The organism is Roseovarius sp. MBR-51 (assembly GCF_053628575.1).
This window is the reverse complement of sequence record NZ_JBRJGQ010000006.1, coordinates 278,922-302,400: the sequence shown is the minus strand read 5'-3', so window position 1 is coordinate 302,400 and position 23,479 is coordinate 278,922. Positions and strand designations below refer to the sequence as shown.

Genomic DNA, 23,479 nt, shown 5'->3' with positions numbered 1-23,479 from the left:
AAATCCGAAAGGGCAAAAGTGGACGACTTTTACGCCGCCCGCGACAACACTATGCCGTCGCTACCGTGGCCGAGTATTGCTCCGCCGTTCACAGATCCCGCGGGCGAAGAGCGACTCGGCGCGTATGTTTTGCTGTTCCACGTCAGCCAATCGGGCTTTGGCCTGGACGACAGCAGCCTCAGCCGCGCCAAGGCCGGTTGCCTCGGCTCCCAATTGCTGGATTGTGTATTCAAGTTGCGCGCTCGCTGCCTTCAACGCGGTTTGAAACAGGGAAGGATCAATCTGGAAAATCAGATCGCCTGTATTGACGCGTTGATTGTCACGAACCCCGACTTCGACTATGTCCCCCGACACATTCGCAGCGATCCCAATCACCGGGGCTTTTAAGACCGCTTCGGACGTGTATGGAGTGCGCTGGTTCATCGCGACCAGAACCAAGAGAAAAGATGCTAGAAGGCCGATGAGGACGGGTGTGATGATACGCGACCGCCTGCGGTTAAGGGGAGAAAGAGCAGTGGAACGCGATGCGTCGTCCGGCGGAATATTCGAGGCATCGATTTGGTGTCTATTCGATGCCGACGACAGTTCCATCTCGGGTGATTCCGAATTGGGCATGGAGTTTCTCTCTTTCTAACATCGGGATGAAGTATACCTTCACAGCTAAGGTGACGCTCAAGAAATTGAGCCGTTTACTTGCCTCTGTATCGTATCCCGCCCATTTGCTAAGTCCAGAAAAAAGCAAAGAGATTTAGGCGGTTTTGGATATCTCGGCGACCTTTTTAGGTTGTGAAAGCGCACCTGTTGCAAGACGTTTGGGAGAAGGTCTCTGAAATGCTTCTTCGGCACCTCAATGTGACGCCGGCGTGGTCTTTTGAGAAACCGTCAAGGCGCGCGTCAATCCATAAGTTGTGGCCCTGCCACCGGCTCGTGTTGCAAAAAATAAACTGAGTAATATGCTGATCACTGAGGCAATTCCGTCGGCGAGATCAGCGGCGGTCACTTTTTTTTCGCAACGGGCCTTTGGTTGCAGACCATGGCGGCGTTATCGCCGATCTGCAGCGATATTTCCGAACCGCGGACGGATTCTTCGTGGCCACGCACACGTCGCTCTAAAGCAGCGAGGTTGGGCGAGAAACCCGCAGCAACGTTATCACGCACGCGCATCAAGATCGCCGATTCAGCAGATACTTCCTCAAATCATGCATCGCAGATCAGGTAGGCTACGGCGGCTGCGCTCACCCGCAACCAACGTAACCGAACCAGCCCGTTCAACAACCGCGTGCTTTGTCGTTCTCGCGTGCCCCAACGTCAAAATCCCCGTTAATTTTCCAGCCAGTTAAGTGTGATGGCCGTTCAGCGCCTCTGCGTCGCACATCATCAGTATCTCGGAAATCAGCCCGCGCAGCGCCTCCGTCGCCTGTATCTTGAGGCCCGGGTCCTGGTGGGCCAACGACAGGTTCCGGATCGTGCTCCGGTAATGGTTCGAAAGGCTTGGATGCAGGCGCAGGGGGCTTAGGGCTCCTGTCCAGAAATCATTGTCCCGATGGACCTGAGCCTGATCATGCAATAAAATTCAGACTGACACGCATCAGTGGGTCTGATCAGCCTTGGCCCATTGCAATGCTGTCCGGAGGCGGGGCTTGCGGCCACCGGCGAGCTTCAGCATTCGAGTCTGACGAGCAATGGTGGGTGCAACTCAGCTATAGACGAACCTCTCCGACAGAATGCGTGACGACGGAATGCCAATGGCAATCAGCGCCTTTTCAACACTGCCCAGCATCGCTGGAGGACCGCAGAGGATGTAGAGCCAGTCGCGCCGTGCCTCGGCTTCAAATTGCCTGCGTAGAAGTGTCTCGTCTATCATGCCCGTGTCGCCGGACCAGCCATCGGGCGGCTCGGACAGAACATGCACCACCTCGGTGCCGTGAATTTCGTAGAGGCGCTGCAATTCCTCGCGGCACACGATCTGTGCCTCGGTCCGGTTGCCATAGAGCAACACGGTAGGCCTTGGATCGCCGGTGGCGGAGAGTTCGCGCAGGATGCCCAGAAGGGGCGCGATTCCGACACCTCCCGCGATCAGCGCGATGCCGGGCGCATCTTCGTGACCGGTATGCGTCAGATGGCCATGTGGCGCCTCGAGCCAGGCGCGGGTGCCGGGTTTGATCTGGTCGATGGTGCGGGTGAAATCGCCAAGTTCCTTGATGATGAACTCCACGTCGCGACCGGCAGAGGGGGCGGAACTGATTGAAAATGGGTTCTCATTGAGGCTGAACACCCCACGGCCGATATTGAGCCACGCGAATTGCCCCGCCTTGTAATCGGCCCGCCCCTTGAAATCGGGTTTAAGCGTGACCGTCCAAGTGCGCTCCGCCGATTGGGTGACAGAGGCCACGCGCCACGGTCTGCGCCACCGGATCAAGGGCGCGATCAGGTAGACATAGAGCAAGGCCGTGACGGCAAGCGCCAAGAATGTGATCCAGACCCAGCCGAGCAGGGGATCGGCGCTGTAGCGTCCGGCACGCAACACGTGCAGCACGCCTAATCCGGCAACTGCCACCGCGGTCACCCCGTGCAGCAAGCGCCAGAACTCATAGTGCGCGCCGCTGGCATCGCGGGCGATTGCCATCGCTACAAGACCGCCCAGCAACAGCCACGCTGTTATCCCGGGCCATAGCCCCGCCCAGCCATAGTTGAGCGCGGTCGCGTGCGTCACATCCCAGACCGGCGGAGGCGTCATCGGCGACACATAGAGAAACGGATGTACCACGGCGAGCGCAAGAGCGGCGCGCGCGAGCAGTTGATGGATGCGCATGACGACATCCGATCCCACGCGCCGCGTTACGCTTCGGAAGCGGCCCAGCAGAAAAAATTCGGCCAGGATGATCGCGAGCGCGACGAACCCCGCGCCGCTGGCAAGGTCGTCAAGCAGTGGGCGGGGTGGAAGACCCTGTGCCCATGCGAGGCTGAGCGGCAAAAGCACGAGGACAAGGTAGAGGGGAATGAGGATGAAGACAGGCATGGTGGAAACAGCGCTTTGCGGGATTGGGGGAAGGGCAGGAGGGACCTGCCTCAGGTCTGATGGATGTATGTCCCCGGTGCCGATTCAATGTCGGGATAGTGGGAGTGTTGGCCGGGCGCGCGGGCAGGCACCGCGCCGCTGCTGTGGCGCGTCAGCCAGCGTTGCCATTCGGGCCACCACGAGCCGGACTGCGGATCATGCGCCGCCAGCCACGATTCGGGATCGCGGTAGAGCGCCCCGGCGGGCCGGTGACCGATCCGGTAGTGCCGCCCTTTGTGCCCCGGCTCTGACAGAATGCCGCTGTTATGGCCGCCCTTGGTGAGTAGGAAATGCAGATCGCAATCGGTAAAGAGTGCGGTCTTGTAGACGGAGCGCCATGGCGCGATATGGTCGGTTTCTGTGCCAACGACAAAAATTGGTGCCGCTATATCCTTGAGTGCAATCACCCGGCCCTCGACCGCGAACCGCCCCGCCGTGATGCGGTTCTCAAGGAATATCCCGCGCAGATATTCAGAATGCATCCGCGCCGGCATCCGGGTCGTGTCGTTGACCCAGACAGTGATATCTGTGGGCAGGTCCGGCTCGCCGAGGAAATAGCGCCGGACTGCGCGCGACCAGATCAGATCCTCGGACCGGATCGCGGCAAAGGCCCCGGACATCTGCGGCCGGTCCAGATAGCCCTGCGACCACATCAGATCCTCGAGAAAGGCGACCTGACTTTCGTCGAGAAAGAGCAGCAATTCGCCCGCTTCGGCAAAATCCACCTGTGCTGCCATCAGCGTGACCGAGGCAAGGCGGTCATCACAGTCACGCGCCATGGCCGAAGCCGCGATGGCCAGCAGCGTGCCGCCGAGACAATATCCGTTGGCATGAACTTTTTGATCCGGCACGATGTCGGTGATGACGTCTAACGCCTGCATGATCCCTTGTTTGCGATAGTCCTCCAGCGACAGGTCCGCGTGGTCCGCTCCCGGATTGCGCCATGAGATGCAGAACACCGTATATCCCTGACCGACCAGCCATCGAATGAAGGAGTTCTCAGGCGAAAGATCGAGAATGTAGTATTTCATGATCCAGGCGGGCACGATCAGCACCGGCTCGGCCTGCACCTCCGACGTGGTGGGGGAATACTGGATCAGCTCCATCAGATCGTTGCGATAGACCACCACGCCCGGCGTGCAGGCCAGAACCGTGCCGAGAGTAAACTCTGGTGGAACGGGCCGATGTTCCTGCGCCAGAATATGCCGGGCGTCGTCGAGATAGTGCGCGATCCCGTCGATCAGGTTGCGCCCGCTTGCCGCCTGCGTTTTCTCAAGAATCTCCGGGTTGCCCAGCGGGAAATTCGACGGCGACACCGTATCGAGAAGCTGTCGCATCATGAAGCCCGTCCGATCCGCATTCTGACGCCGCAATCCGCGTAATTCCGAGGTTGCGGCATGCCACCAGTCCTGCGTCGCCAGAAACCCCTGCTGCCAGAGGGCAAAGGGCGCACTTTCCCACCCCACATGCGACCAGCGCGTGTCATAAGGCCCCGGCTTGAAAGGCTTTTCAGACGGCTGGCTGAGCATCTGTGCGGACGTGTATTGCGCAAGCCTCAACGCATTCGCCTGCGCCCGCTCCATCAGTTCCAATTGCCGCCCCGGCGCGCGGCCCAGATGCATCGCCCAGTCGCTCCAGGCATCGATCATCGCATGGGGTGACAGCCCGCCGGTAAACCGCGCCAAGCTCGCCATGGCGCTTCGGTCGAGAGCGGCGTGGAGATGCGGCTCGCGTTTATCAGGAGACGGCTTGTGGGCAGTGGGTTGAACCAGCGGAACAATTGCTGACCGGGGTTCTGGAGCTTCCTTCTTGGGCGACTGGATCTGGCGGCGAGTGGATTTGCGGGCCATGCTGCGATGCTCTCCTTGGATCTGAGGGGTGCAAAATCGGCGAGCGTGACCGTCTCATCATCGAACGTCCGGCGCGAATCTATCCGCACAGCTCGAAATGCACCGATGGCAAGCCGCCCGACTATCAGGCGAAGAAAACTCTTATTCAGAGTATCTTCCTTATCTCGGGCGATGCCCCTGACATGGATCAAATACGCAGTAAGATGCGTGAATTAAGGTGTCACATGTTGCACTAAAGTCCAATCATTTGAACTTTTAATCCGACGGGATGCACAACTCAACCAAAGAAAGACCGGCTCGGTTGGTCAACCTTTCAGATCAGGATCCATGTGCTGAGTTTCAGCTATTCGCGCATGGCGTTCATGACTACTTCAAGGGGGCGCAAGATGGACGACAACGATCCAAGAATTGCCACGCATGCAAAGGGTCTGGATAGCGTTTTTGCAACGCTTGCCGCAACGCGTGAGGGATTGAGCGCGGAAGAAGCTGCCAATCGGTTGGTGAAACACGGCCCAAACCGTCTACCGGAGCCGCCCCGACGCAATCCGATCCTGCGGTTCTTCGCCCATTTTCACAACGTATTGATCTACGTTCTGCTGGGGGCTGCGGTGGTTACGGCGGCGCTGGGGCATTGGGTCGATACCGGGGTGATCCTTGCCGTGGTTCTCGTCAATGCGATCATAGGCTTTGTGCAAGAGGGTCGGGCTGAGCAGGCGATGGCTGCGATCCGCAGTATGCTTGCGCCGCATTGCGCCGTGCTGCGCGAAGGGCAAAGAATAAGTGTCGACGCCGCCGATCTGGTCCCGGGCGATATCGTGCTGGTCGAGGCGGGCGACCGGGTGCCTGCCGATCTCCGGTTGATCGAGGCGCGTGGGCTCAAGGCCGAAGAGGCAATCCTCACCGGGGAATCCGTGCCTACAGACAAGTCGACCGCGCCGGTGCCCACGGATGCGGCGCTTGGCGATCAATCGTCGATGCTGTTCTCCGGCACGCTCATCGCCTCGGGCACGGGGCGGGGTGTGGTCACGGCCACCGGCGGCGAGAGCCAGATCGGTAGGATCAGTGGCATGCTGAGCAGCATCGAGACGTTGACCACGCCGCTCGTGGAACAGATGGCTGTGTTCGCGCGCTGGCTTACGGTGTTCATCCTGATCGTTGCCGCCTCGCTTTTGACCTACGGGTATTTCGTGGGTCATATGCCATTCTCCGAACTTTTCATGGCGATAGTCGGACTGTCCGTTGCGGCAATTCCCGAAGGCTTGCCTGCTGTTCTCACAATCACACTTGCGGTTGGCGTGACGGCAATGGCGCGGCGCAATGCGATTATCCGCCGCCTGCCTGCGATTGAAACGCTGGGTTCGGTGTCTGTTATCTGTTCGGACAAGACCGGCACGCTGACGCGCAATGAAATGATGGTGGCGGCACTGGCGGCGGCAGGGCATGTGTTCTCGGTCGGTGGCAGCGGCTATGCACCGCATGGGTCGTTGCGCTGGCGCGATGCAGATGCGGACCCCGATGACCATGCCGTGTTGAGTGAATTTGCCCGGGTCGCGGCGCTCTGTAACGATGCCATGCTGCAATCCCACGGTGACGACTGGCGGGTAGAGGGCGACCCGATGGAGGGCGCACTATCAGCCTTGGCCGGAAAGATAACAGGCGACGGGCATAAGTCGTTTGACGACTGGGTACGCATTGATGCGATCCCGTTCGATGCGGCGCATCGCTACATGGCGACGCTGGACCGTGATCCCGGCGGCCAATCATTCATCCACGTCAAGGGCGCGCCCGAGGCGGTGCTGCAACTCTGCGCTGACCAGCGCGGTGAAGGGGGCGCGACATTACCGCTCGACGAGGCGTATTGGCACGCCATGGTCGAAGATCTCGCAGCGGAGGGGCAGCGGGTGATTGCGGTCGCCACATGCACGGTATCAGCAGAACAAACGGGCCTCGTCTCTGAGGATATTGACGGACAACTTACCCTGATTGGCCTCATTGGGCTTATCGACCCACCTCGTCCCGAAGCCATTGCAGCGGTTGCTGAATGTCATGCCGCCGGAATACGCGTAAAGATGATCACCGGCGATCATGCCGCGACTGCGCGCGCCATTGGCGCAATGATCGGCCTCAGGAACAGCACGCGCGTGTTGACCGGTGCTGAGCTTGAGTCGATGAATGACGCGGCGCTCGCCGAGGCCGCGGGTGCGACGGATATTTTTGCCCGCACCTCTCCTGCGGACAAGTTGCGCCTCGTCACTGCCATGCAGGCACGCGGACTGGCTGTGGCAATGACCGGCGACGGGGTGAACGATGCGCCCGCTCTCAAACGTGCGGATGCCGGGATCGCCATGGGTCTCAAAGGCAGCGAAGCCGCCAAGGAATCCGCTGATCTGGTTCTGGCGGATGACAATTTCGCCTCTATCGCCGCGGCGGTGCGCGAGGGACGCACGGTCTATGACAACATCAAGAAGGTGATCAGCTGGACCCTGCCCACAAACGCAGGTGAGGCGATGACAATCATGGTGGCGTTGTTCGCCGGGATGGCACTTCCGATCACCGCCGTGCAGATCCTCTGGGTGAACCTCATCACCGGCGTCACGCTTGGTCTGGCGCTCGCGTTTGAGCCGTCAGAGCCCGGCACCATGCGCCGTCTGCCGCGCGCGCGCGGTGAGCCGCTTTTGACCGGCACGCTGATCTGGCAGATCGCGTTTGTCTCGACGCTGATCTTGATGGCCGTTTTCGGCATGTATTTCTATGCGATGGACAGGGGATATCCGGCACCTCTCGCCCAGACCATCGCGATGAACACCCTCGTTGTGCTTCAGATCTTCTACCTGTTCTTCATCCGCAACATTTATGGCACCTCCCTGACCTGGGCCGCGGCAAGAGGCACTCGGGTCGTCTGGACCTGTGTGATCGCAGTGACTGCGGCACAGTTCGCCATCACCTATTTGCCGCCGCTTCAGTCCGTCTTCGACACCCGCGCAGTGCCGCTCTTTGATGGGATACTGATCCTTGCGATCGGGATCGCCTTCTTCGCGCTGATTGAAACAGAAAAGCAGATGCGGCTTGCCTTCTTGCCGCGCCGGGCAGATCGAGAACGGTGAATTTCGGCGAACACCCTCATTGTTTACGGCCTGACAGGAAACCTTGATCCACCTCAACTTGGCAACAGGTCAGAGTGAAAAAGCAGGACCATCTGTCGAAACTATACACCTTAATTCTAGTAGGCTAAGACGGTAGCACCCTCAAGTAACGATCATCGTAAGCGTTGTATTACCTGCATTCTTTCGCACTTAGGTTTGTTCTGCAATTGAGGTGTTTCATTCGCGCAAGCTCGTGCCCGAGATCCTCGCGCACCCTGAGGTCAAGCCGCTATTGTTGGACGAGCAATTCTCGGTCGACGGCACTCTGATCAATGCGTGGGCTTCTATGAAGGCGATGACCCAAATGGACGAAATGATCGAACAGATCTGGGTTGGGGCAGCCATCGAAGCTCCCGGTGCCCACAAGCCCAGCATGAAGATTTGGAATTGATCCTCAGATCACCATATTGGCCCTCGGCATGTAGCCTTGCAGACTCTCCTGCGATTCCGCGTCCGTGGTGGTGCGCAAAATCAGGGCAATCGCAATGCAGATCACGAGAACCCAGATCGATGCGTTCGAGTTTCGGCGTCTGCCACGAACCAGCATGCTTGGGAGGGATTTCCCAAGTCGCACTGATTTGGAGGTCTGTCGGCGCTCAGATTTCGGTGTGATATCGTTGGGCCGTGTCGATGGAGACATGTGATCATTCTTTTCGTTTCTTGAGTGCATCACGGCGGAGTGAACTATAGTGTTTCAATCACCACCGGCATCCCATTGCACGGGACCTGCGGTAGGTCAGTTGCTTAGCGACAGTAAACTCTCGGCACTGAGCGCCAGTTGCTCGGGGTGTCCAGACTCATCGACGAGGACGAAGGACGATCGACCGCGCTCGAAGAGGGCGATTGTGCGTCCCTGATACTCAAAGGCGGTCGGCGGATCTTCGGAATCTCCGGCGCTGCGGACGACGGCCAAAAGCATGAGCCGCCCGAGTTCTGGCGAGTCCACCACAATGGCAATTGCAGGACGATCAGGAGTCGCAACGACTTGCACATCGCGCACCGTCCAGTCCTCTGGCAGAGACGGCAGGTCAATCCCGAGCGCGGCGACGATTTCCTCCGCGTTTACCTCCGCGCTTTCGGGCTGTGAGACCATCCAGTGCCGAAGCTCCAGTGCGGCCTGCGCGTTGAGCGCTGCCTCGACAAGTGGAGGAGCGCCCGCAGGTCCGGCTGCCTGCCAGGCGACATGGCCCGTCCAGCCGACTGCGAACAGAACCACTGCGGCCGCAAAGGGGGCTGCGCGACGCAGAAGACGCTGCCTGCGCAGCCGGTCTTGCAAGCGACGCGCCTCTGCCACGAGCCGGGGTGGCGCGGGATCGTCTGATCCGGAAAGGGGCATTCGCAGCGCTGCGGTGTTCCTTGCATCGGCAAGAAGGTCCGCCATCCGCTCCGGCCGTTCGGCCAGATAGTCGGCGACCGCAAAGGTTCGGTCGGGGTCAAGGTGCCCCTGGAGGAGTGCGAGAAGATCGGCCTCCAGTTCCGGATCAGTCTCAGTCTTGCCGCTCATCGCGTCCTCCCACGATCCTGAATGGTTTCACCGTCATCTCTTCACCACTCCCGTCCTCAAAGGCGCGGAGCGCCACGCGTGCCCGGCCGACACGAGACATCACCGTGCCTGGAGGCACGCCCAAAACCTGCGCCGCCTCAGTTGGTCCGAGCCCCTCCACAGCCACCAGGTGCAGCGCTTCGCGTTGCTCGGCGCTGAGCGATAGAAATGCTATGCGAAGCTGCGCCAGCCGTGCCGCCATTTCACCGGACGGTTCGACAAATGCCGGTCGTGTCTCGGCCCAGGCCTTTTCTCGCGCTTGCGACGCCTGCGCACTACGCCGACTGTCAATAAACAGGTTATGGAGGATCGCCATCAACCAGACCCGCACATCCGCACCACTCCGGAAGGTCGCGCGTCGCTCCTGTGCCCGCACAAAAGTCGCCTGCACGAGGTCGTCGGCGGCTTCCGCGTCGCGCGTCAGGACGCGGGCATAGCGCCGAAGCGCTTCGAGTTGTCCCACGATGTCTATGTCGTCATGGGCCATGGCGTCTCAATCTCCTTTCGAGCGCGGATCATGCGCTCTGTTCTGCCGAGGTCTGGTCGCTTGCACGGTAGGTCGAGCCGGTCTCCCCAATATAGCGGGCATTCTCTTCGCGTAGGCGCGCCGCCGCATCGTCATACAAAAAGGGAAGGAAGGCAAAGCGCCGACCGTTCGTCACCTTGCTGACCTTGTGCAGAAGCGAGCAGGAGAAGACCACAGCGCCCCCAGGTGGCGCCTTGAAGCTGCGTGGGCCGTATTCCGGAAAGCTCACCTCGCCGCCCTCGAAATCGTCGTTGAGATTGACCGATACGGCAAAGCGGCGATGCGCCGTGCCCTTTGTCGTGTTGTCGCGGTGAGCAGAGAAGTGGCCGCCATCCTCGGCCGCGTAACAGGAGACGATGTAGCGCTCCATACGCGTTGCCTTGAACTGATGCACCTTGGCAATCTCAGGCACGACTCGGCGCAAGAACCGCGCCTGTAGTGCCGATATAAGATCGCCGTCGTCGATAGTGTAATCCTTGCGGCGCTTGAAGCCCGGATCGGTGATACCTATGGTTTTGCCACCGATCTCACGCATAAAGCCACTTTCTTCCCCGCCTTGCGCCTCATAGAGGCCTATAAGGTGACCGCAGAGTTCAGGCTCGAAGACGCGCGGTAGGAACAGGACTGGCGCCATGAGTTCCACCCCAGCAAAGCGCGCCGGTGGTGGTAGGCTGTCCATGAACGCCATGACCTCGTGGAGGTCGCCCCGGTCTTGCTGGAAAGGGATGGCCGCCAGGACGCGCATCGTGGGGTCGATGACCACCCATTGCCGTGCAAATGCGATCAGTCTGCTTGCAAGCGAGACATCCTTTGGAGCGACGCCGTAAAGGCGCGAGGCCAGCAGGTCGAAGTCCCAGAAATGGCGATACCCCGGCATGCGGTTCTTCACGCGCCCGCTTGCCTCATCCTCGGGGTCGATGCTCACACCAAAAAAGCAGGCTCGGTCATCATTAAAGATATCGGGCCGACCATAGGCAGCCTTGAGCGCGGCCTGCGCATGGTCATCCGCAGCGCTGCCGAAGAAACAAAGAACAAGATACCGCCCTGCGGCGCTGTCAAAGGCATAGCGCGGATTGGCGACGCTGCGCTGAATGAAGCTGGGAGCCGGATCGCCCGGTGTCAGGAAGGTTGTCGCGTCGATCTGAAGAGGTGCCGTCATTCCGGGATCCGCCATGTTTAAGAGGTATACGGAGCCCCTGGCCTGTCACATCCAGACCTTTGAATTTTTTTGTAGCCGACCTTCCATTGATGTGAGCGGCTACCCGTCCTGCAGATTCCGAGAACTGGACGCAGTTTGTTCAGGACGGGGCCGAACTGCCTTTACCATCTTTCCTGCCTTGTCGAGAACAGATGGTGTCTGGCTTACCCGCCCCTTGTGCCTGCCGCCCAATAAGGAGTGGCATAACGAAAGTGATCTACCCTCAGCGGGGACTACAAAGGCTATCATTTCTGTAAGCGCTCTCTCACAACAAACAGTCGCCACAAATATCTCTACATCCCTCGTTGATCGACAATTGATGAAATTTCTGCATGACAATTTGCATGACTGTGAAATATTAAATTGTTAACAAACAACGATTTGTCACAAATCTTCAACTCAAAGGAATCCTCTTGGGTCCGCCAGATCAAATCACCTCAACTCTCAACGAAACGGACCTTGCCGATATAAGGTAGGTTTCGATTTTGTTGTGCGTAATCAATACCATAGCCAACGACAAACTCATCTGGGATTTCAAAACCGATCCAATCAGCGCGAATATCCGCTTCGCGTCGCGAAGGTTTGTCCAGGAGCGCGATGGTGCGGAGTTTGTGCGGTCGTCGGCTCTGGAGGAGGTGCAATACATGAAAGAGCGTGTGGCCCGTATCGACGATATCCTCGACCACCAGCACATCACGCCCTTCAATATCGCCTCGTAAGTCTTTGAGAATACGAACCTCTCTACTACTTTCCATTGAATTTCCATAAGAGGATGTCTCGACGAAATCGACCTCTACAGGCAAATTCAGCTCTCGCACCAGATCGGCGATGAAGATGAAAGACCCGCGTAGCAGACCCACGACCACCAGTTTCTGCGTTCCTGCGAATTCCGCCTCGATCTGATGCGAAAGCGCCTCGATTCGGGCGGCTATGCTCTTGGCAGAAATCAGTTTGTCGATAACATAGGCTTGCTGTGGCATGCGACCCTCTTGCACTTCTGGTCTTAGTCTAGGAAAAAGCGCGCCACTGTCACGCGGAAACCGGGGCCCAAATGCCATCACATTCAGAAACACGTATTCTAAGCTACTCGGCGGATCAGATGTATGCTCTGGTTGCGGATGTGGCCAGCTACCCTCAGTTTCTGCCATGGACCGCTGCGGCGCGGGTCCGTAGCGTGCGTCCACAAGATGACGGATCAGACGTTATGGAAGCGGATTTGGTAATTAGTTTCAAGGTGTTCCGGGAGAAATTTGGTAGCCGCGTCGTGCTGTGGCCGCAAGATCGGCGGATCGAAACAGAGTATCTGGAGGGGCCGTTTCAACACATGCGCTCGAACTGGCAGTTTCGTGACGTGAAAGACGGTTGCGAGGTCAGCTTCGATGTTGATTTCGCGTTCAAAAACAGGTTGCTGCAGTCCGCTGCTGATCTATTTTTCTATGAGGCTATGAAGCGGATCGTGCGGTCCTTTGAGCAGCGGGCCGACACGCTCTATGGAAACACATGAGGACTGATGTCCAAGTCATTGAGATAAAGAAACTAAAATTACCTTCAATGCGTGGTCCCTAGCTCTTTCTCGAACTATTTCGCGGCCTAAAGGACCAAAATCGAGCGTTTCTGTGATAGTCTGACGCCCGATCATCGCGAGACCAAAGCAAACGCGACCTTCGGGTTTTTGCTCGGAGCCGCCGGGGCCAGCGATTCCGGTAATCGAGATTGCCAGTTGGGCCGCACTATGGGCGAGCGCGCCTTCGGCCATTTCGCGTGCAACCTGTTCGGAGACGGCACCATAGGCCTCAAGCGTAGTTTGTGAGACATCCAGCATCTCAATTTTGGATATATTTGAATACGTTACGAAGCCGCGTTCAACCACGGCGGAGGAGCCGGGGATTTCTGTCAAGGCCGCTGCGACCATACCGCCCGTGCAGCTTTCGGCGGTGGTGATCATCAGACCACGGTGTCGGGCGCGGTCGAGAATATCCTGCGTAATCAAAGTCCTAAGACCCCATGATAAAAGCCCGCAGCGAGCATGACGCAGAGTGCGGCGGCGAGGCCGGCTAGGATGTCGTCAAGCATCACGCCCAAGGCATCGTTGCGGCGGTCGGCCCACCCGATGGGGCCAAGTTTGGTGATGTCAAAGAAACGGAAGGCGAGGAAGGAAAAAAGAAAGCCGGGCCAGAGGCTTAGGAGATCCGCCCCGGCATGAGAGGCGCCAAGGGAGACAGGAAGGAACGCCAGCCATTGACCTGCAACCTCGTCAATAACGATCTCCGATGGATCGTGGTTCAACTTTCCTTTTGTTTCCAGCGCCGTAGCCCACCATCCTATCAGGAAGGCGAGAACGATCCCTCCTGCAAGGAACACTGGGCCGCCTACAAGATGTAGAGCTAGGGCCACAGGCAAGGCCGCCAGTGATCCCCATGTTCCCGGTGCGGGACGCAGATGGCCGATGTAGAAAAGCGTGCAAATCAAGTGGGTTAGGCGCATGTTCTGACCAATGTTACAACGGCTTGGGCGGCGATGCCTTCTTCGCGACCGGTGAAGCCCAAACGTTCGGATGTGGTCGCCTTGACGGAAATCCGGTCACTGGCGACCCCGGTGATCTCGGAGAGAGTGGCCTGCATCGCGGTGGCATATGGGGTGATCTTGGGGCGCTCACAGACAAGAGTGACGTCTATATTATTGATTTTAAATCCACATTCATCAGCCAACGCAACGGCATGGCGCAAAAAGATATGACTTTCTGCACCCTTCCATTGGGTGTCACTTGGGGGGAAGTGACGGCCGATATCACCCTGTGCCAAACCACCATATATAGCGTCAGTGAGAGCATGAAGCCCCACATCAGCGTCTGAATGGCCTTGAAGCCCGCGGTCATGGGGAACCGGGACACCGCAGAGCATGCAATGGTCGCCGGGGCCGAAGCGATGAACGTCGAATCCGGAACCGACTCTTATATCCATTTGATTTCCAAGTATTTTCTCTGCACGTGCAAAGTCGTGCGGGTGGGTGATCTTGAGATTATCCTCATGGCCCGCGACGATGGCAACCTTGAGTCCGGCCGCGCGCGCAACGGCTACGTCGTCTGCGGCATCCCCCTCATAGGCGCGATGCGCGGAAAGTATGGGAGCGAATTCAAAGGCTTGCGGTGTTTGCGCGCGGAAAAGGCCGGTGCGGTCTCGGGTTCCGGTCACATATCCGTCCGCGCCGATCCAGAGAGCATCGGTAATCGTGAGGGCCGGGGCCAGTCCCGGGGTTTCCGAGTGGCGCACTGTGTCCACCATGTACGTTATGTACGCGGGTTTTGTACAGCATCGCGCGACGTCGTGGATCAGCACATAGTCGGGCGGATCTGAGGCCAGCGCCTCTAACCCGTTTCGGACCGATTGCGCGCGCGTGTCGCCCCCGGTTGTGATGAAAATCCGCGGGTCTGGGGCGAGATGATGCAGATCGTCGGGATGAAGGACGACCACAACGCGGTTGATCCCCTTGGCCGCATGAAAGGCGTCGAGGGTCCAGTCAATGACGCGGCGGCCCAGAAGGGTCTGCCACTGTTTGGGGCTGTCTCCGCCGGCGCGAGTGCCCCGGCCTGCGGCGACGATGAGGGCGGCGGTTGTCATGCCTCTTGATTAGGCCGGGTTTTTGCCAAGCGCAATGGCTGAGCATACGCCTAAAAATTAGGCGAAGACACGATTGGTGGCTGTTATTTAGGCCGCCGATCATTGTTTGAGGTCAAGTTCACAGGTAGAACTTCGGAAATGCACAAGGATTAGGCAGGGTATGCTGAGGATTGCGGACAGGCAGATTTCAACGCCGGTGTTTCTGGCCCCGATGGCGGGAATCACGGACCTGCCGTTTCGGACGGTGGTCGCGGGATTCGGCGCAGGTCTGGTGGTGAGCGAAATGGTCGCGAGTCAGGAGATGGTGCAGGCCAAACCCTCGGCGCGCGGCAAGGCGGAGCTTGGATTCGGGATCGAGAATACGTCGGTACAATTGGCGGGCTGTGACCCTCATTGGATGGCGGAGGCGGCGCGGGTTGTGGCGGATCAAGGCGCGCGGATCATCGACATCAATATGGGTTGCCCGGCCAAGAAGGTTGTGAGCGCTGCTGGGGCAGGGGCCTCTGGCTCGGCGCTGATGCGGGATCTCGATCACGCGTTGCGTTTGATTGAGGCGGTGGTCGGGGCGGTCGATGTGCCGGTGACGGTCAAGACCCGTTTGGGGTGGGATGAACGCTGCTTGAATGCGGCTGAGCTGGCGACGCGGGCAGAGGCGGCGGGTGTGGCGATGATCACGGTGCATGGGCGCACGCGGTGCCAGTTCTATTCCGGGGCGGCGGATTGGGCGATGATTTCAGATATTGTGCATGCCGTTAACGTTCCGGTCATCGCGAACGGCGATATTGTGGGAGTCGCAACGGCGCGCAGGGCGATGGTGCAATCGGAGGCGGCGGGTGTGATGATTGGCCGGGGCGCGCGCGGGCGGCCCTGGCTATTGGCGGAGGTTGCGGCGGCGATGGGGCATGGGACGGCCCCGGAGGTGCCGCGCGGTGCAGCGCTGGCGGATCTGGTGGCCGGGCATTACGAGGCGATGTTGGGCTTTTACGGCCGCGATTTGGGTCTGCGCGTCGCGCGCAAACACCTCGGCTGGTATATGGAGGCGGCGGGCAGCGAGCCGGAGGTGCGTAGTGCGGTGTTGACTGCGGATCAGGCCAGCGTCGTTCTGGGCCTTTTGCCCGAAGCGATGGCAGCGGAGCCCTCTGCGCAACGCGAAGACTGCGCCGCGAGGGTGGCGGCATGAGCATCGAGGATGCGTTCTGGATCTCGTTGCCGATCCCGGCCCTGCTGCTCGATCATCAGGATCGGATCGTCGGGATCAATCCGGCGGCGGAAGGCTTTATGATGTCGTCGTCGCGGGCGCTTGCGGGACAGCCGGTTTGGGACAAGCTGGCGGTCAATGCGCCGCTGGAAGAGGCGTTTGAACGGGCGCGGGTCAATGGCGCGCCGCTCTTTGTCAATGATGTGGATGTGGGCACCGGCGAGCGTGCGCCGATGCAGTGTAATTTGCAGGTGGCACCCTTGGCGGGCAGTCCGGGGCATATGATCATGCTGATCAGCCCGCGCGAGTTGGCCGGGCGCATGGTGCAGAACAGCAGCGTCAAGGCGGCGGCGAAATCCGCAATCGGCATGGCGGAAATGTTGGCGCATGAGATCAAGAACCCCCTTGCGGGGATCACCGGGGCGGCGCAGCTCTTGTCGATGACGCTGGGACCAGAGGATCTGGAACTGACTGATCTCATCGTGAGCGAGAGCCGCCGGATCGTGAGTCTGCTGGAGCGGGTCGAGCAGTTTGGCAATATCAGCGCGCCCTCCATGCGCCCGGTGAATGTGCATGATGTGCTGGACCGGGCGCGGCGCTCTGCGATGCTGGGCTTTGCCGCGCATATGGCGCTGGTCGAGGATTATGACCCGTCGCTGCCAATGGCGCTCGGCGATGGGGATCAGTTGTTGCAGGTGGTGCTGAACCTTTTGAAGAACGCGGCCGAGGCGGCACGCGGGCGGCCCGGAACGATACGGCTGCATACCTATTACGAGCAATCGCTGAGGGTGCGGCGGGGCGAGGGGGAGGGTAAGGCGCTGCCCCTTCAGATCGAGATCATCGACGATGGACCCGGCCTGCCGCCAGAGATTGCCGATCAGGTGTTTGACCCCTTTGTTTCGGGACGAGAGAACGGAACCGGGTTGGGATTGGCGCTCGCGGCCAAGATCATTTCGGACCATGACGGATGGATTTCGGTCAATTCCGTGCCCGGGCGCACGGTGTTTCGCATCTCGTTGCAACGGGCAGCGGATGAACCCAAGGAGGCTTGACGATGGATGGCACGGTATTGGTCGCCGATGACGACCGCACGATCCGAACGGTTCTGACGCAGGCGCTGACACGGGCGGGCTGCCGGGTGCATGCCACGTCGAGCCTGACCACGCTGATGCGGTGGATTGGCGAGGGCAAGGGCGATGTGGTCATTTCGGATGTGATGATGCCCGATGGCAATGGGCTCGAGATGCTGCCAAAGATTGCGCAGGACCGGCCCGGCCTGCCGGTGATCGTGATCTCGGCGCAGAATACGATCATGACGGCGATCAAGGCGGCGGAGGCAGAAGCCTATGATTACCTGCCCAAGCCGTTTGACCTGCCTGATCTGATGAAACGCACGGCGCGGGCGCTGGAGGCGCGGGCGCGCAGGCCCATTCGCGAGCACGAGGTGGAGCGGCCCGAGGAACTGCCGCTGATCGGTCGGACGCCCGCGATGCAGGCGCTCTACCGGGTGGTGGCGCGGATCATGAACACCGATCTGCCGGTGATGATCTGTGGCGAGTCGGGCACTGGAAAATCCCTGATTGCCAAGGCGATCCACGACTTCTCGGATCGTCGGACCTTGCCCTTTGTCACTGTGACGCCGTCAGACTTGCGGGAACTGGATGGTCCGTCGCGGGTGATGGCGCGGGTCAAGGGGGGCACGATCGTTCTGGACGAGGTGACAGACCTGCCGCCCGAGGCACAGGGCCGGGTGGTGCGGATGATGGATGCGCCGGGCGACCATGTGCCGCGCTTCATGGCCACGAGCCGGGTGCCGCCGGGGCAGGCGCTGGACGAGGGCACGCTGCGCGAGGATCTCTATTACCGGCTGAGCGGCGCTGTGATCGACGTGCCGAACTTGCGCGCGCGGGTCGAGGATATTCCACTCTTGGCCGAGCATTTTCTGGGGCGCGATGAGCGCGATGGACAACCCGCACGGCATCTGTCGGAGCAAGCGGCGGAGTTGATGCGCGCCTATAGCTGGCCGGGCAATGTGCGGCAATTGGAGAATGCCGTGCGGCGAATCGGGCTGACGGCGGTGACCGAGGAAATCAGCCGGGCCGAGGTCGAGGCCGTGCTGGGCAATCAGCCGCGGTCTGAGCCGGTGATGCGCGAAGGGCGCGGCGAGAGCCTGACCGCCTCGGTGGCGGGACATCTACGGCGGTATTTTGATCTGCATGGCGATGCGCTGCCGCCTGCGGGGCTCTATACGCGGATTTTGCGCGAGATCGAGCTTCCGTTGATCGAGATTGCGCTGGATGCGACCGCTGGCAACCAAGCGAAATGCGCAGACCTCTTGGGCATCAACCGCAATACCTTGCGCAAGAAAATCACCGATCTGGATATTAACGTGACACGCCGCCGCAAGTTGATGTAAAACTGCAACAGGACTGTTGCCAATTGAGGCGCGCGCGCCCTGACGGTCCATATGTTGCGGGGAAGCATAAGCGACCCCACGAGTGATGGGGGACGTGCGTGGTAACGCAGACACGCGGGATCAGAGGCAAGCGCCTGTCGTGGGAGGGGATCAACCGCCTGCGACGGCTGAAACGGTTGCAGAACTGGGCGACCCTGAGCCTTGTGCTCTTGGGGCCGGTGCTGGCGATGGCGACCTATCTGATGATGGGGCCGCTGGATCAGGGGAGCACATCGGATGGGCTGCGGCTCGTGCTGTTGTGCGACATGGTCTATGTGTTGATGGTGGCCGGATTGGTCATGCAGCGCGTGGCGCGTATGGTGGCCGCGCGGCGCAGTCGGTCGGCGGGGTCACGGCTGCATCTGCGGCTGACGGGTGTGTTTGCACTGATGGCGCTCTTGCCCACCATCACCGTGGCGGTGTTTGCCACCCTGTCGGTGAACATGGGGTTGGAAGCATGGTTTTCTGAGCGCGTGGGCCGGGTGGTGGACAGTTCTGTCGCGGCAGCCCAAGCCTATGAAGAGGAACATCGGCGCGATCTGGAAACCGATATTCGGGTATTGGCGCGGGTGATCAATGCCACCAAACGCGCCGCTGTGTTTATGACCGATGGCGATATCCGTCAGGTTCTGTCCTCCGGGCAGCGCGAGATTCAGCGCGGCCTGCGCGAGGCCTTTGTGATTGATGGCACCGGGGAAATTCGGGCGCGCGGCGAGCGATCCTATTTGTTCGACTTTGAAAAACCGACTGAGGCGCAGATCAAAGAGGCCTATGCGCAAGGCGTGGTGGTGATCCGCGATTGGGAGAATGACGAGTTTCGGGCCTTGATGCCGCTTGATGCCGTGCCGGACCGGTTGCTCTATGTGAGCCGAACGGTTGATGGCGCCATCCTGAACCTGCTTGATGAAACCAAGGAAACGGCGGCCTTTTATAAGCAACGCGAGAGCGAGCGGGGGCGTGTTCTGTTTGAGTTCGGGCTGCTTTATCTCGGGTTTGCCGTGATCCTGATCTTGGCCGCCATCTGGCTTGGGATGTGGTTTGCCGAACGGTTGTCGCAGCCGGTCGGCCGGTTGACCTCGGCGGCACAACGGGTGGGCGAGGGGGATCTTGACACGCAGGTGCGCGAGGAGGAGGGCGACGATGAGATCGCGCAATTGAGCACCTATTTCAACCAGATGACACGGCAGTTGAAGGGGCAGCGTGAGGCGCTCTTGACCAACACGCAGCAGATCGAGCGGCGGAGGCGGCTGTTTGACTCTGTGCTGGGGTCGGTTTCATCCGGGGTTGTCGGGCTGGATGCACAGGGCCGCGTCACCTTTGTGAACCGCGCCGCTGAACGGCTGCTGGATTGGGGGGAAGATCAGCAATCCGTGGCGCTGAGCGCAGCTGTGCCGGAATTTGCAGCGCTGTTTGATCGGTTGCGCACGGTGCCTGGTGGATTTGTGCAGGAAGAGATCAAAGTCGCGCGAGGCGACCGGCAGGAAAACCTGCTGGTGCGCATGTCGACGCGGATCAGCGAAGAGGGCCGTCGCGAGGGTTATGTGGTGGCATTCGACGATGTGACCGATCTGGTGGCGGCGCAGCGTATGGCCGCCTGGGGAGATGTGGCGCGGCGGATTGCGCATGAAATCAAGAACCCGCTGACGCCTATTCAACTGAGTGCAGAGCGGATCAAGCGCAAGTTCGCCAAACAGTTGCCGCCGGACGAGGCCGCGAGCCTTGAGCAATTGACCGATGTGGTGGTACGGCAGACCAATGATCTGCGCCGGATCGTGGATGAGTTTTCAAAATTCGCGCGGATGCCGGAGCCTGTGACACAGCAGGAAAGCCTCACGCAGGTCTTGCGTGAGGTTGTTCTCTTGCAAGAGAGCGGACAACCGGATGTGCGGTTTGACGTGGCGCTGGATATCGGGCCATTGCGCGCCGATATTGACGCGTCGATGATCGGACAGGCGCTGACCAATCTGGTGAAGAATGCGGGCGAAGCGATTGAAAGCCTGCAAGAAAAGGGTGCGCCCGCGGGACATCGGCCAATGATCCGTATCGAGAGTGGGGTCGAGGATGGCAGCGCCGTGATCCGCATTTCGGACAATGGGATCGGATTGCCTCAGGATCGCGCGCGGCTGTTCGAGCCGTATGTGACGACGCGGGACAAGGGCACGGGGCTGGGTCTGCCCATTGTGAAGAAGATCATCGAAGAGCATGGCGGGACGCTTGTGCTTGAGGATGCAGAGCCGTTCGAGGCGGGGGCACATGCCGGGGCGATGGCCGTGGTGCGGCTTCCGCTGGTGGCGGAAGAGCTTGTAGAGGCCAATCTGGCTGTTTGAGGGACCGATGAGTGATATTCTGATTGTCGATGACGAACGCGATATCCGGGAGCTGATTTCGGATATTCTGGAGGACGAGGGCTATAGCACCCGTCGGGCGGGCAATTCCGACGAGGCAATGGCCGCGATAGTGGCGGAGCAGCCTGGAGTGTTGATCCTCGATATCTGGCTGAAGGACAGCCACATGGACGGGATCGACATTCTCAAGGCGGTCAAGCGTGATTATCCCGATGTGCCGGTGGTGATCATCTCTGGCCATGGCAATATCGAAATCGCGGTCGCGGCGATCAAGCAGGGGGCCTATGACTTTATCGAAAAGCCATTCAACATCGACCAGTTGATGGTGGTGATCCGGCGCGGCATGGAAACCAGCCGGTTGCGGCGGGAAAATCAGGCCTTGAAGCGGCGGGAAACCGCACCTTCTGAAATGCTGGGCGAGGCCCCGGCGTTTCGCACGCTGATGGGGCAGTTGGACAAGGTCACGAAATCCAATGGGCGGGTGATGCTGTCAGGCCCCGCCGGGTCGGGCAAGGAATTGGCGGCGCGCTATATCCATGCCAATTCGGCGCGCGCCTCGGCGCCGTTTGTCACGGTGGGCTGCGCCTCGATCGCCTCGGATCGGATGGAAGAGGTGCTCTTTGGCCGCGAGAATGAAGAGGGCGGCGTGGTTCCGGGGCTGTTGGAAGAGGCCAACGGCGGGGTGATTTATTTCGACGAGGTCGCCGATATGCCGATGGGCACGCAGTCCAAGATCCTGCGGGTGCTGGTGGATCAGACCTTTTTACGGGTGGGCGGCAGTGACAAGGTACAGGTCGATCTGCGGGTGATCTCTTCGACCAGCCGGGATCTGGAGGCGGAGATTGCTGCGGAGCGGTTCCGGCGCGAGCTCTATCACCGGCTGAACGTGGTGCCGATTGCTGTGCCGAGTCTGGAGGACCGGCGCGAGGATATTCCGGCGCTGGCAGAGCATTTCATCGCGATGTTCCACAAGACCCAAGGGTTGACGCTGCGCATGGTGAGCGAGGAGGCGGCGGCGCTGTTGCAGACGATGCGCTGGCCGGGCAATGTGCGGCAGTTGCGCAATGTGATCGAGCGGGTTCTGATTCTGGGCGAAGGCACGGGGCCGATTGTGCCGCGCGAGTTGCCAAGCGAGAGCGCCGGGGCCGTGGAAGAGGGCCGGGTGGTGCTATCGGGGTCGGTTGCCACAATGGCGCTGCGCGAAGCGCGCGAGGCGTTTGAGCGCGAGTACCTGCTGACCCAGATCAACCGCTTTGGCGGCAATATCAGCCGGACGGCGGAATTCGTTGGCATGGAGCGCAGCGCCCTGCACCGCAAGCTGAAATCCCTGGGGATCGTGACCGGAGTAAAGGGAACGGGACGCGGCGATGAGGATGAGGATGCGCAGGCATTTGGGTAGAATGTTCTGACCGCTATGCCGTGTTTGGAATACTGTTCGGATTGCGGGACCGGGCCGGGATGTTGAGCGCTGCTTAACAGGCTGTCCGGGCGAAGCTCCTTATTTGCTCAAGATGAAGTGAAAGCCTGGTCTGATGCTTGTCGTTACTCTGGCACATGCCTAGGTTCTGCGACAGGAAAGCAAGGGGATACATCATGTTTGACATGTTCAGAAAATTGGGGCTGGCGGCGGCGATTGCTGTCGCGCCCATGACCGCCGTTGCGCAGTTGGGGCCGCTCACGGACCCCGACGCCGTGGCGCAAGCGCAGGCCGCGCAAGAGGTGATCGTGCTGGATATCCGCACAGGCGCGGATTACGAGGCGGGCCACATTCCCGGCGCGCTTCCGGCGCCATATGGGCTCTTTCGGGGACCGGCGGAAAACCCCGGCGAGTTGGTCGCCGAGGAGGCCATGACAGACGTCTTGCGCAATCTTGGCGTGACCGAGGGCAGCCAGATTGTCGTGGTGCATCAAGGCAGCGATCAGACCGATTTCGGGGCTGCGGCGCGGGTCTATTGGACGTTGAAATCAAGCGGTATCCAGAATTTGGCAATCCTCAATGGGGGGATGAACGCATGGCAACAGGCGAGCAAGCCGGTTGAAACGGGTGCGGCCAAGACGATCACACCGAGCACGATCACGGTCACATATGACCCGACCTGGACGGCAACCCGCGAGGATGTGAAAGCCATTGTGGATGGCAAGGACAGTGCCGAGTTGATCGACGCACGGCCCGAAGCCTTTTGGAAGGGCGAAACCAAACATGCGGCAGCGGCCAAGCCCGGCACACTGCCGCAGTCTCGGTATTTCACCCATGATCGTTGGTTCGGACAGGATGAGCCCGCGTTGATCAAGCCGGACCTGATCCGGGAATTGGCCGCAGCGAACGGGTTTGAGGCGGGTGACCGTCTGGTGTCCTTTTGTAACACCGGGCATTGGGCCGCGACCAACTGGTTCGCGCTGAGCGAGATTGCGGGCATCGAAGGCGTGCGGATGTATCCCGAGTCGATGGTCGGCTGGTCGAACTCTGGCTATGAAATGGCCAATGTGCCGGGCCTGTTCCAGAATCTGCTGAACAAGATCACTGGCAAGTACTGACAGGAGGTTCG

At 60.0% G+C, this 23,479-nt stretch carries 19 protein-coding genes and 1 pseudogene; 9 read left to right on the top strand and 11 right to left on the bottom strand.

Annotated features, from left to right (window positions below; genetic code table 11):
* Positions 1 to 60 precede the first annotated feature (60 nt).
* The 3 genes from ACSSVY_RS11245 to ACSSVY_RS11235 form a co-directional block, all read right to left on the bottom strand.
* A complete protein-coding gene (locus ACSSVY_RS11245) occupies positions 61 to 423 on the bottom strand; it encodes a biotin/lipoyl-binding protein (RefSeq protein WP_454269650.1) in 363 nt (120 codons plus the stop codon).
* Between the two features lie 1,273 nt (positions 424 to 1,696).
* Positions 1,697 to 3,019: a ferredoxin reductase family protein gene (locus ACSSVY_RS11240; RefSeq protein WP_454269641.1), complete on the bottom strand. Its 1,323-nt coding sequence runs from the start codon at positions 3,017 to 3,019 to the stop codon at positions 1,697 to 1,699.
* Positions 3,020 to 3,069: 50 nt separating this feature from the next.
* A complete protein-coding gene (locus ACSSVY_RS11235; protein WP_454269640.1) occupies positions 3,070 to 4,908 on the bottom strand; it encodes a PHA/PHB synthase family protein in 1,839 nt (612 codons plus the stop codon).
* 386 nt (positions 4,909 to 5,294) lie between these two features.
* On the opposite strand from ACSSVY_RS11235, the gene ACSSVY_RS11230 reads away from it, so the two are divergent.
* Together ACSSVY_RS11230 and ACSSVY_RS11225 are read left to right on the top strand one after the other, a co-directional pair.
* A complete protein-coding gene (locus ACSSVY_RS11230) occupies positions 5,295 to 8,012 on the top strand; it encodes a cation-transporting P-type ATPase (RefSeq protein ID WP_454269639.1) in 2,718 nt (905 codons plus the stop codon).
* A 220-nt stretch (positions 8,013 to 8,232) separates the two neighbouring features.
* A pseudogene (locus ACSSVY_RS11225) lies at positions 8,233 to 8,346 on the top strand (IS5/IS1182 family transposase); the annotation flags it as partial.
* A 99-nt stretch (positions 8,347 to 8,445) separates the two neighbouring features.
* Here ACSSVY_RS11225 and ACSSVY_RS11220 read toward each other — a convergent pair.
* The 5 genes from ACSSVY_RS11220 to hpt form a co-directional block, all read right to left on the bottom strand.
* Positions 8,446 to 8,598: a hypothetical protein gene (locus ACSSVY_RS11220; RefSeq protein WP_454269638.1), complete on the bottom strand. Its 153-nt coding sequence runs from the start codon at positions 8,596 to 8,598 to the stop codon at positions 8,446 to 8,448.
* A 189-nt stretch (positions 8,599 to 8,787) separates the two neighbouring features.
* Complete coding sequence (locus tag ACSSVY_RS11215) at positions 8,788 to 9,555, bottom strand: hypothetical protein (RefSeq protein WP_454269637.1); 768 nt, start codon at positions 9,553 to 9,555, stop codon at positions 8,788 to 8,790.
* Positions 9,539 to 10,081: a sigma-70 family RNA polymerase sigma factor gene (locus ACSSVY_RS11210; RefSeq protein ID WP_454269636.1), complete on the bottom strand. Its 543-nt coding sequence runs from the start codon at positions 10,079 to 10,081 to the stop codon at positions 9,539 to 9,541. Before ACSSVY_RS11210 ends, ACSSVY_RS11215 begins: the two co-directional genes overlap by 17 nt.
* Before the next feature lie 28 nt (positions 10,082 to 10,109).
* The gene (locus ACSSVY_RS11205) at positions 10,110 to 11,279 is read right to left on the bottom strand and encodes a 2OG-Fe(II) oxygenase (protein WP_454269635.1); all 1,170 of its coding nucleotides are present in this window, start codon (positions 11,277 to 11,279) and stop codon (positions 10,110 to 10,112) included.
* 476 nt (positions 11,280 to 11,755) lie between these two features.
* On the bottom strand, positions 11,756 to 12,298 hold the full coding sequence (hpt, locus tag ACSSVY_RS11200; RefSeq protein WP_454269634.1) for a hypoxanthine phosphoribosyltransferase: 543 nt from the start codon (positions 12,296 to 12,298) through the stop codon (positions 11,756 to 11,758).
* A gap of 71 nt (positions 12,299 to 12,369) precedes the next feature.
* Here hpt and ACSSVY_RS11195 point away from each other — a divergent pair, with 71 nt between their 5' ends.
* A complete protein-coding gene (locus ACSSVY_RS11195) occupies positions 12,370 to 12,822 on the top strand; it encodes a type II toxin-antitoxin system RatA family toxin (protein WP_454269633.1) in 453 nt (150 codons plus the stop codon).
* Between the two features lie 15 nt (positions 12,823 to 12,837).
* On the opposite strand, the gene ACSSVY_RS11190 is transcribed toward ACSSVY_RS11195, so the two are convergent.
* From ACSSVY_RS11190 to ACSSVY_RS11180, 3 genes are read right to left on the bottom strand one after another with little or no spacing between them, the layout of a single operon-like run.
* The gene (locus ACSSVY_RS11190) at positions 12,838 to 13,308 is read right to left on the bottom strand and encodes a CinA family protein (RefSeq protein WP_454269632.1); all 471 of its coding nucleotides are present in this window, start codon (positions 13,306 to 13,308) and stop codon (positions 12,838 to 12,840) included.
* Positions 13,305 to 13,802 carry a phosphatidylglycerophosphatase A family protein gene (locus ACSSVY_RS11185; protein ID WP_454269631.1) on the bottom strand — a complete coding sequence of 166 codons (498 nt, stop codon included), beginning with the start codon at positions 13,800 to 13,802 and terminating at the stop codon, positions 13,305 to 13,307. Before ACSSVY_RS11185 ends, ACSSVY_RS11190 begins: the two co-directional genes overlap by 4 nt.
* Positions 13,793 to 14,935 (bottom strand): bifunctional 2-C-methyl-D-erythritol 4-phosphate cytidylyltransferase/2-C-methyl-D-erythritol 2,4-cyclodiphosphate synthase, encoded by a 1,143-nt coding sequence (locus ACSSVY_RS11180; protein WP_454269630.1) that lies wholly within the window; start codon positions 14,933 to 14,935, stop codon positions 13,793 to 13,795. The genes ACSSVY_RS11185 and ACSSVY_RS11180 overlap by 10 nt, the downstream gene beginning before the upstream one ends.
* A 160-nt stretch (positions 14,936 to 15,095) precedes the next feature.
* Between ACSSVY_RS11180 and dusB the strand changes: the two genes are divergently transcribed.
* The 6 genes from dusB to ACSSVY_RS11150 all read left to right on the top strand — a co-directional run bounded on the left by dusB (position 15,096) and on the right by ACSSVY_RS11150 (position 23,468).
* Positions 15,096 to 16,115: a tRNA dihydrouridine synthase DusB gene (dusB, locus tag ACSSVY_RS11175; RefSeq protein WP_454269629.1), complete on the top strand. Its 1,020-nt coding sequence runs from the start codon at positions 15,096 to 15,098 to the stop codon at positions 16,113 to 16,115.
* Positions 16,112 to 17,185 carry a two-component system sensor histidine kinase NtrB gene (locus tag ACSSVY_RS11170; protein WP_454269628.1) on the top strand — a complete coding sequence of 358 codons (1,074 nt, stop codon included), beginning with the start codon at positions 16,112 to 16,114 and terminating at the stop codon, positions 17,183 to 17,185. The genes dusB and ACSSVY_RS11170 overlap by 4 nt, the downstream gene beginning before the upstream one ends.
* Positions 17,186 to 17,187: 2 nt before the next feature.
* A complete protein-coding gene (locus tag ACSSVY_RS11165; protein WP_009818901.1) occupies positions 17,188 to 18,549 on the top strand; it encodes a response regulator in 1,362 nt (453 codons plus the stop codon).
* Between the two features lie 98 nt (positions 18,550 to 18,647).
* The gene (locus ACSSVY_RS11160; protein WP_454269627.1) at positions 18,648 to 20,915 is read left to right on the top strand and encodes an ATP-binding protein; all 2,268 of its coding nucleotides are present in this window, start codon (positions 18,648 to 18,650) and stop codon (positions 20,913 to 20,915) included.
* A gap of 7 nt (positions 20,916 to 20,922) precedes the next feature.
* Positions 20,923 to 22,332: a nitrogen assimilation response regulator NtrX gene (gene ntrX, locus ACSSVY_RS11155; RefSeq protein ID WP_454269626.1), complete on the top strand. Its 1,410-nt coding sequence runs from the start codon at positions 20,923 to 20,925 to the stop codon at positions 22,330 to 22,332.
* 194 nt (positions 22,333 to 22,526) lie between these two features.
* Positions 22,527 to 23,468, top strand: a complete 942-nt coding sequence (locus ACSSVY_RS11150; RefSeq protein ID WP_454269625.1) for a sulfurtransferase — start codon at positions 22,527 to 22,529, stop codon at positions 23,466 to 23,468.
* The last annotated feature ends 11 nt before the right edge of the window (positions 23,469 to 23,479 follow it).

Bases quoted from the DNA above. Each gene is read 5' to 3' on its own strand.
- ACSSVY_RS11245 (WP_454269650.1), bottom strand. From the start codon at position 423: ATGAACCAGCGCACTCCATACACGTCCGAAGCGGTCTTAAAAGCCCCG.
- ACSSVY_RS11240 (WP_454269641.1), bottom strand. From the start codon at position 3,019: ATGCCTGTCTTCATCCTCATTCCCCTCTACCTTGTCCTCGTGCTTTTG.
- ACSSVY_RS11235 (WP_454269640.1), bottom strand. From the start codon at position 4,908: ATGGCCCGCAAATCCACTCGCCGCCAGATCCAGTCGCCCAAGAAGGAA.
- ACSSVY_RS11230 (WP_454269639.1), top strand. From the start codon at position 5,295: ATGGACGACAACGATCCAAGAATTGCCACGCATGCAAAGGGTCTGGAT.
- ACSSVY_RS11220 (WP_454269638.1), bottom strand. From the start codon at position 8,598: ATGCTGGTTCGTGGCAGACGCCGAAACTCGAACGCATCGATCTGGGTT.
- ACSSVY_RS11215 (WP_454269637.1), bottom strand. From the start codon at position 9,555: ATGAGCGGCAAGACTGAGACTGATCCGGAACTGGAGGCCGATCTTCTC.
- ACSSVY_RS11210 (WP_454269636.1), bottom strand. From the start codon at position 10,081: ATGGCCCATGACGACATAGACATCGTGGGACAACTCGAAGCGCTTCGG.
- ACSSVY_RS11205 (WP_454269635.1), bottom strand. From the start codon at position 11,279: ATGACGGCACCTCTTCAGATCGACGCGACAACCTTCCTGACACCGGGC.
- hpt (WP_454269634.1), bottom strand. From the start codon at position 12,298: ATGCCACAGCAAGCCTATGTTATCGACAAACTGATTTCTGCCAAGAGC.
- ACSSVY_RS11195 (WP_454269633.1), top strand. From the start codon at position 12,370: ATGCCATCACATTCAGAAACACGTATTCTAAGCTACTCGGCGGATCAG.
- ACSSVY_RS11185 (WP_454269631.1), bottom strand. From the start codon at position 13,802: ATGCGCCTAACCCACTTGATTTGCACGCTTTTCTACATCGGCCATCTG.
- ACSSVY_RS11180 (WP_454269630.1), bottom strand. From the start codon at position 14,935: ATGACAACCGCCGCCCTCATCGTCGCCGCAGGCCGGGGCACTCGCGCC.
- dusB (WP_454269629.1), top strand. From the start codon at position 15,096: ATGCTGAGGATTGCGGACAGGCAGATTTCAACGCCGGTGTTTCTGGCC.
- ACSSVY_RS11170 (WP_454269628.1), top strand. From the start codon at position 16,112: ATGAGCATCGAGGATGCGTTCTGGATCTCGTTGCCGATCCCGGCCCTG.
- ACSSVY_RS11165 (WP_009818901.1), top strand. From the start codon at position 17,188: ATGGATGGCACGGTATTGGTCGCCGATGACGACCGCACGATCCGAACG.
- ntrX (WP_454269626.1), top strand. From the start codon at position 20,923: ATGAGTGATATTCTGATTGTCGATGACGAACGCGATATCCGGGAGCTG.
- ACSSVY_RS11150 (WP_454269625.1), top strand. From the start codon at position 22,527: ATGTTTGACATGTTCAGAAAATTGGGGCTGGCGGCGGCGATTGCTGTC.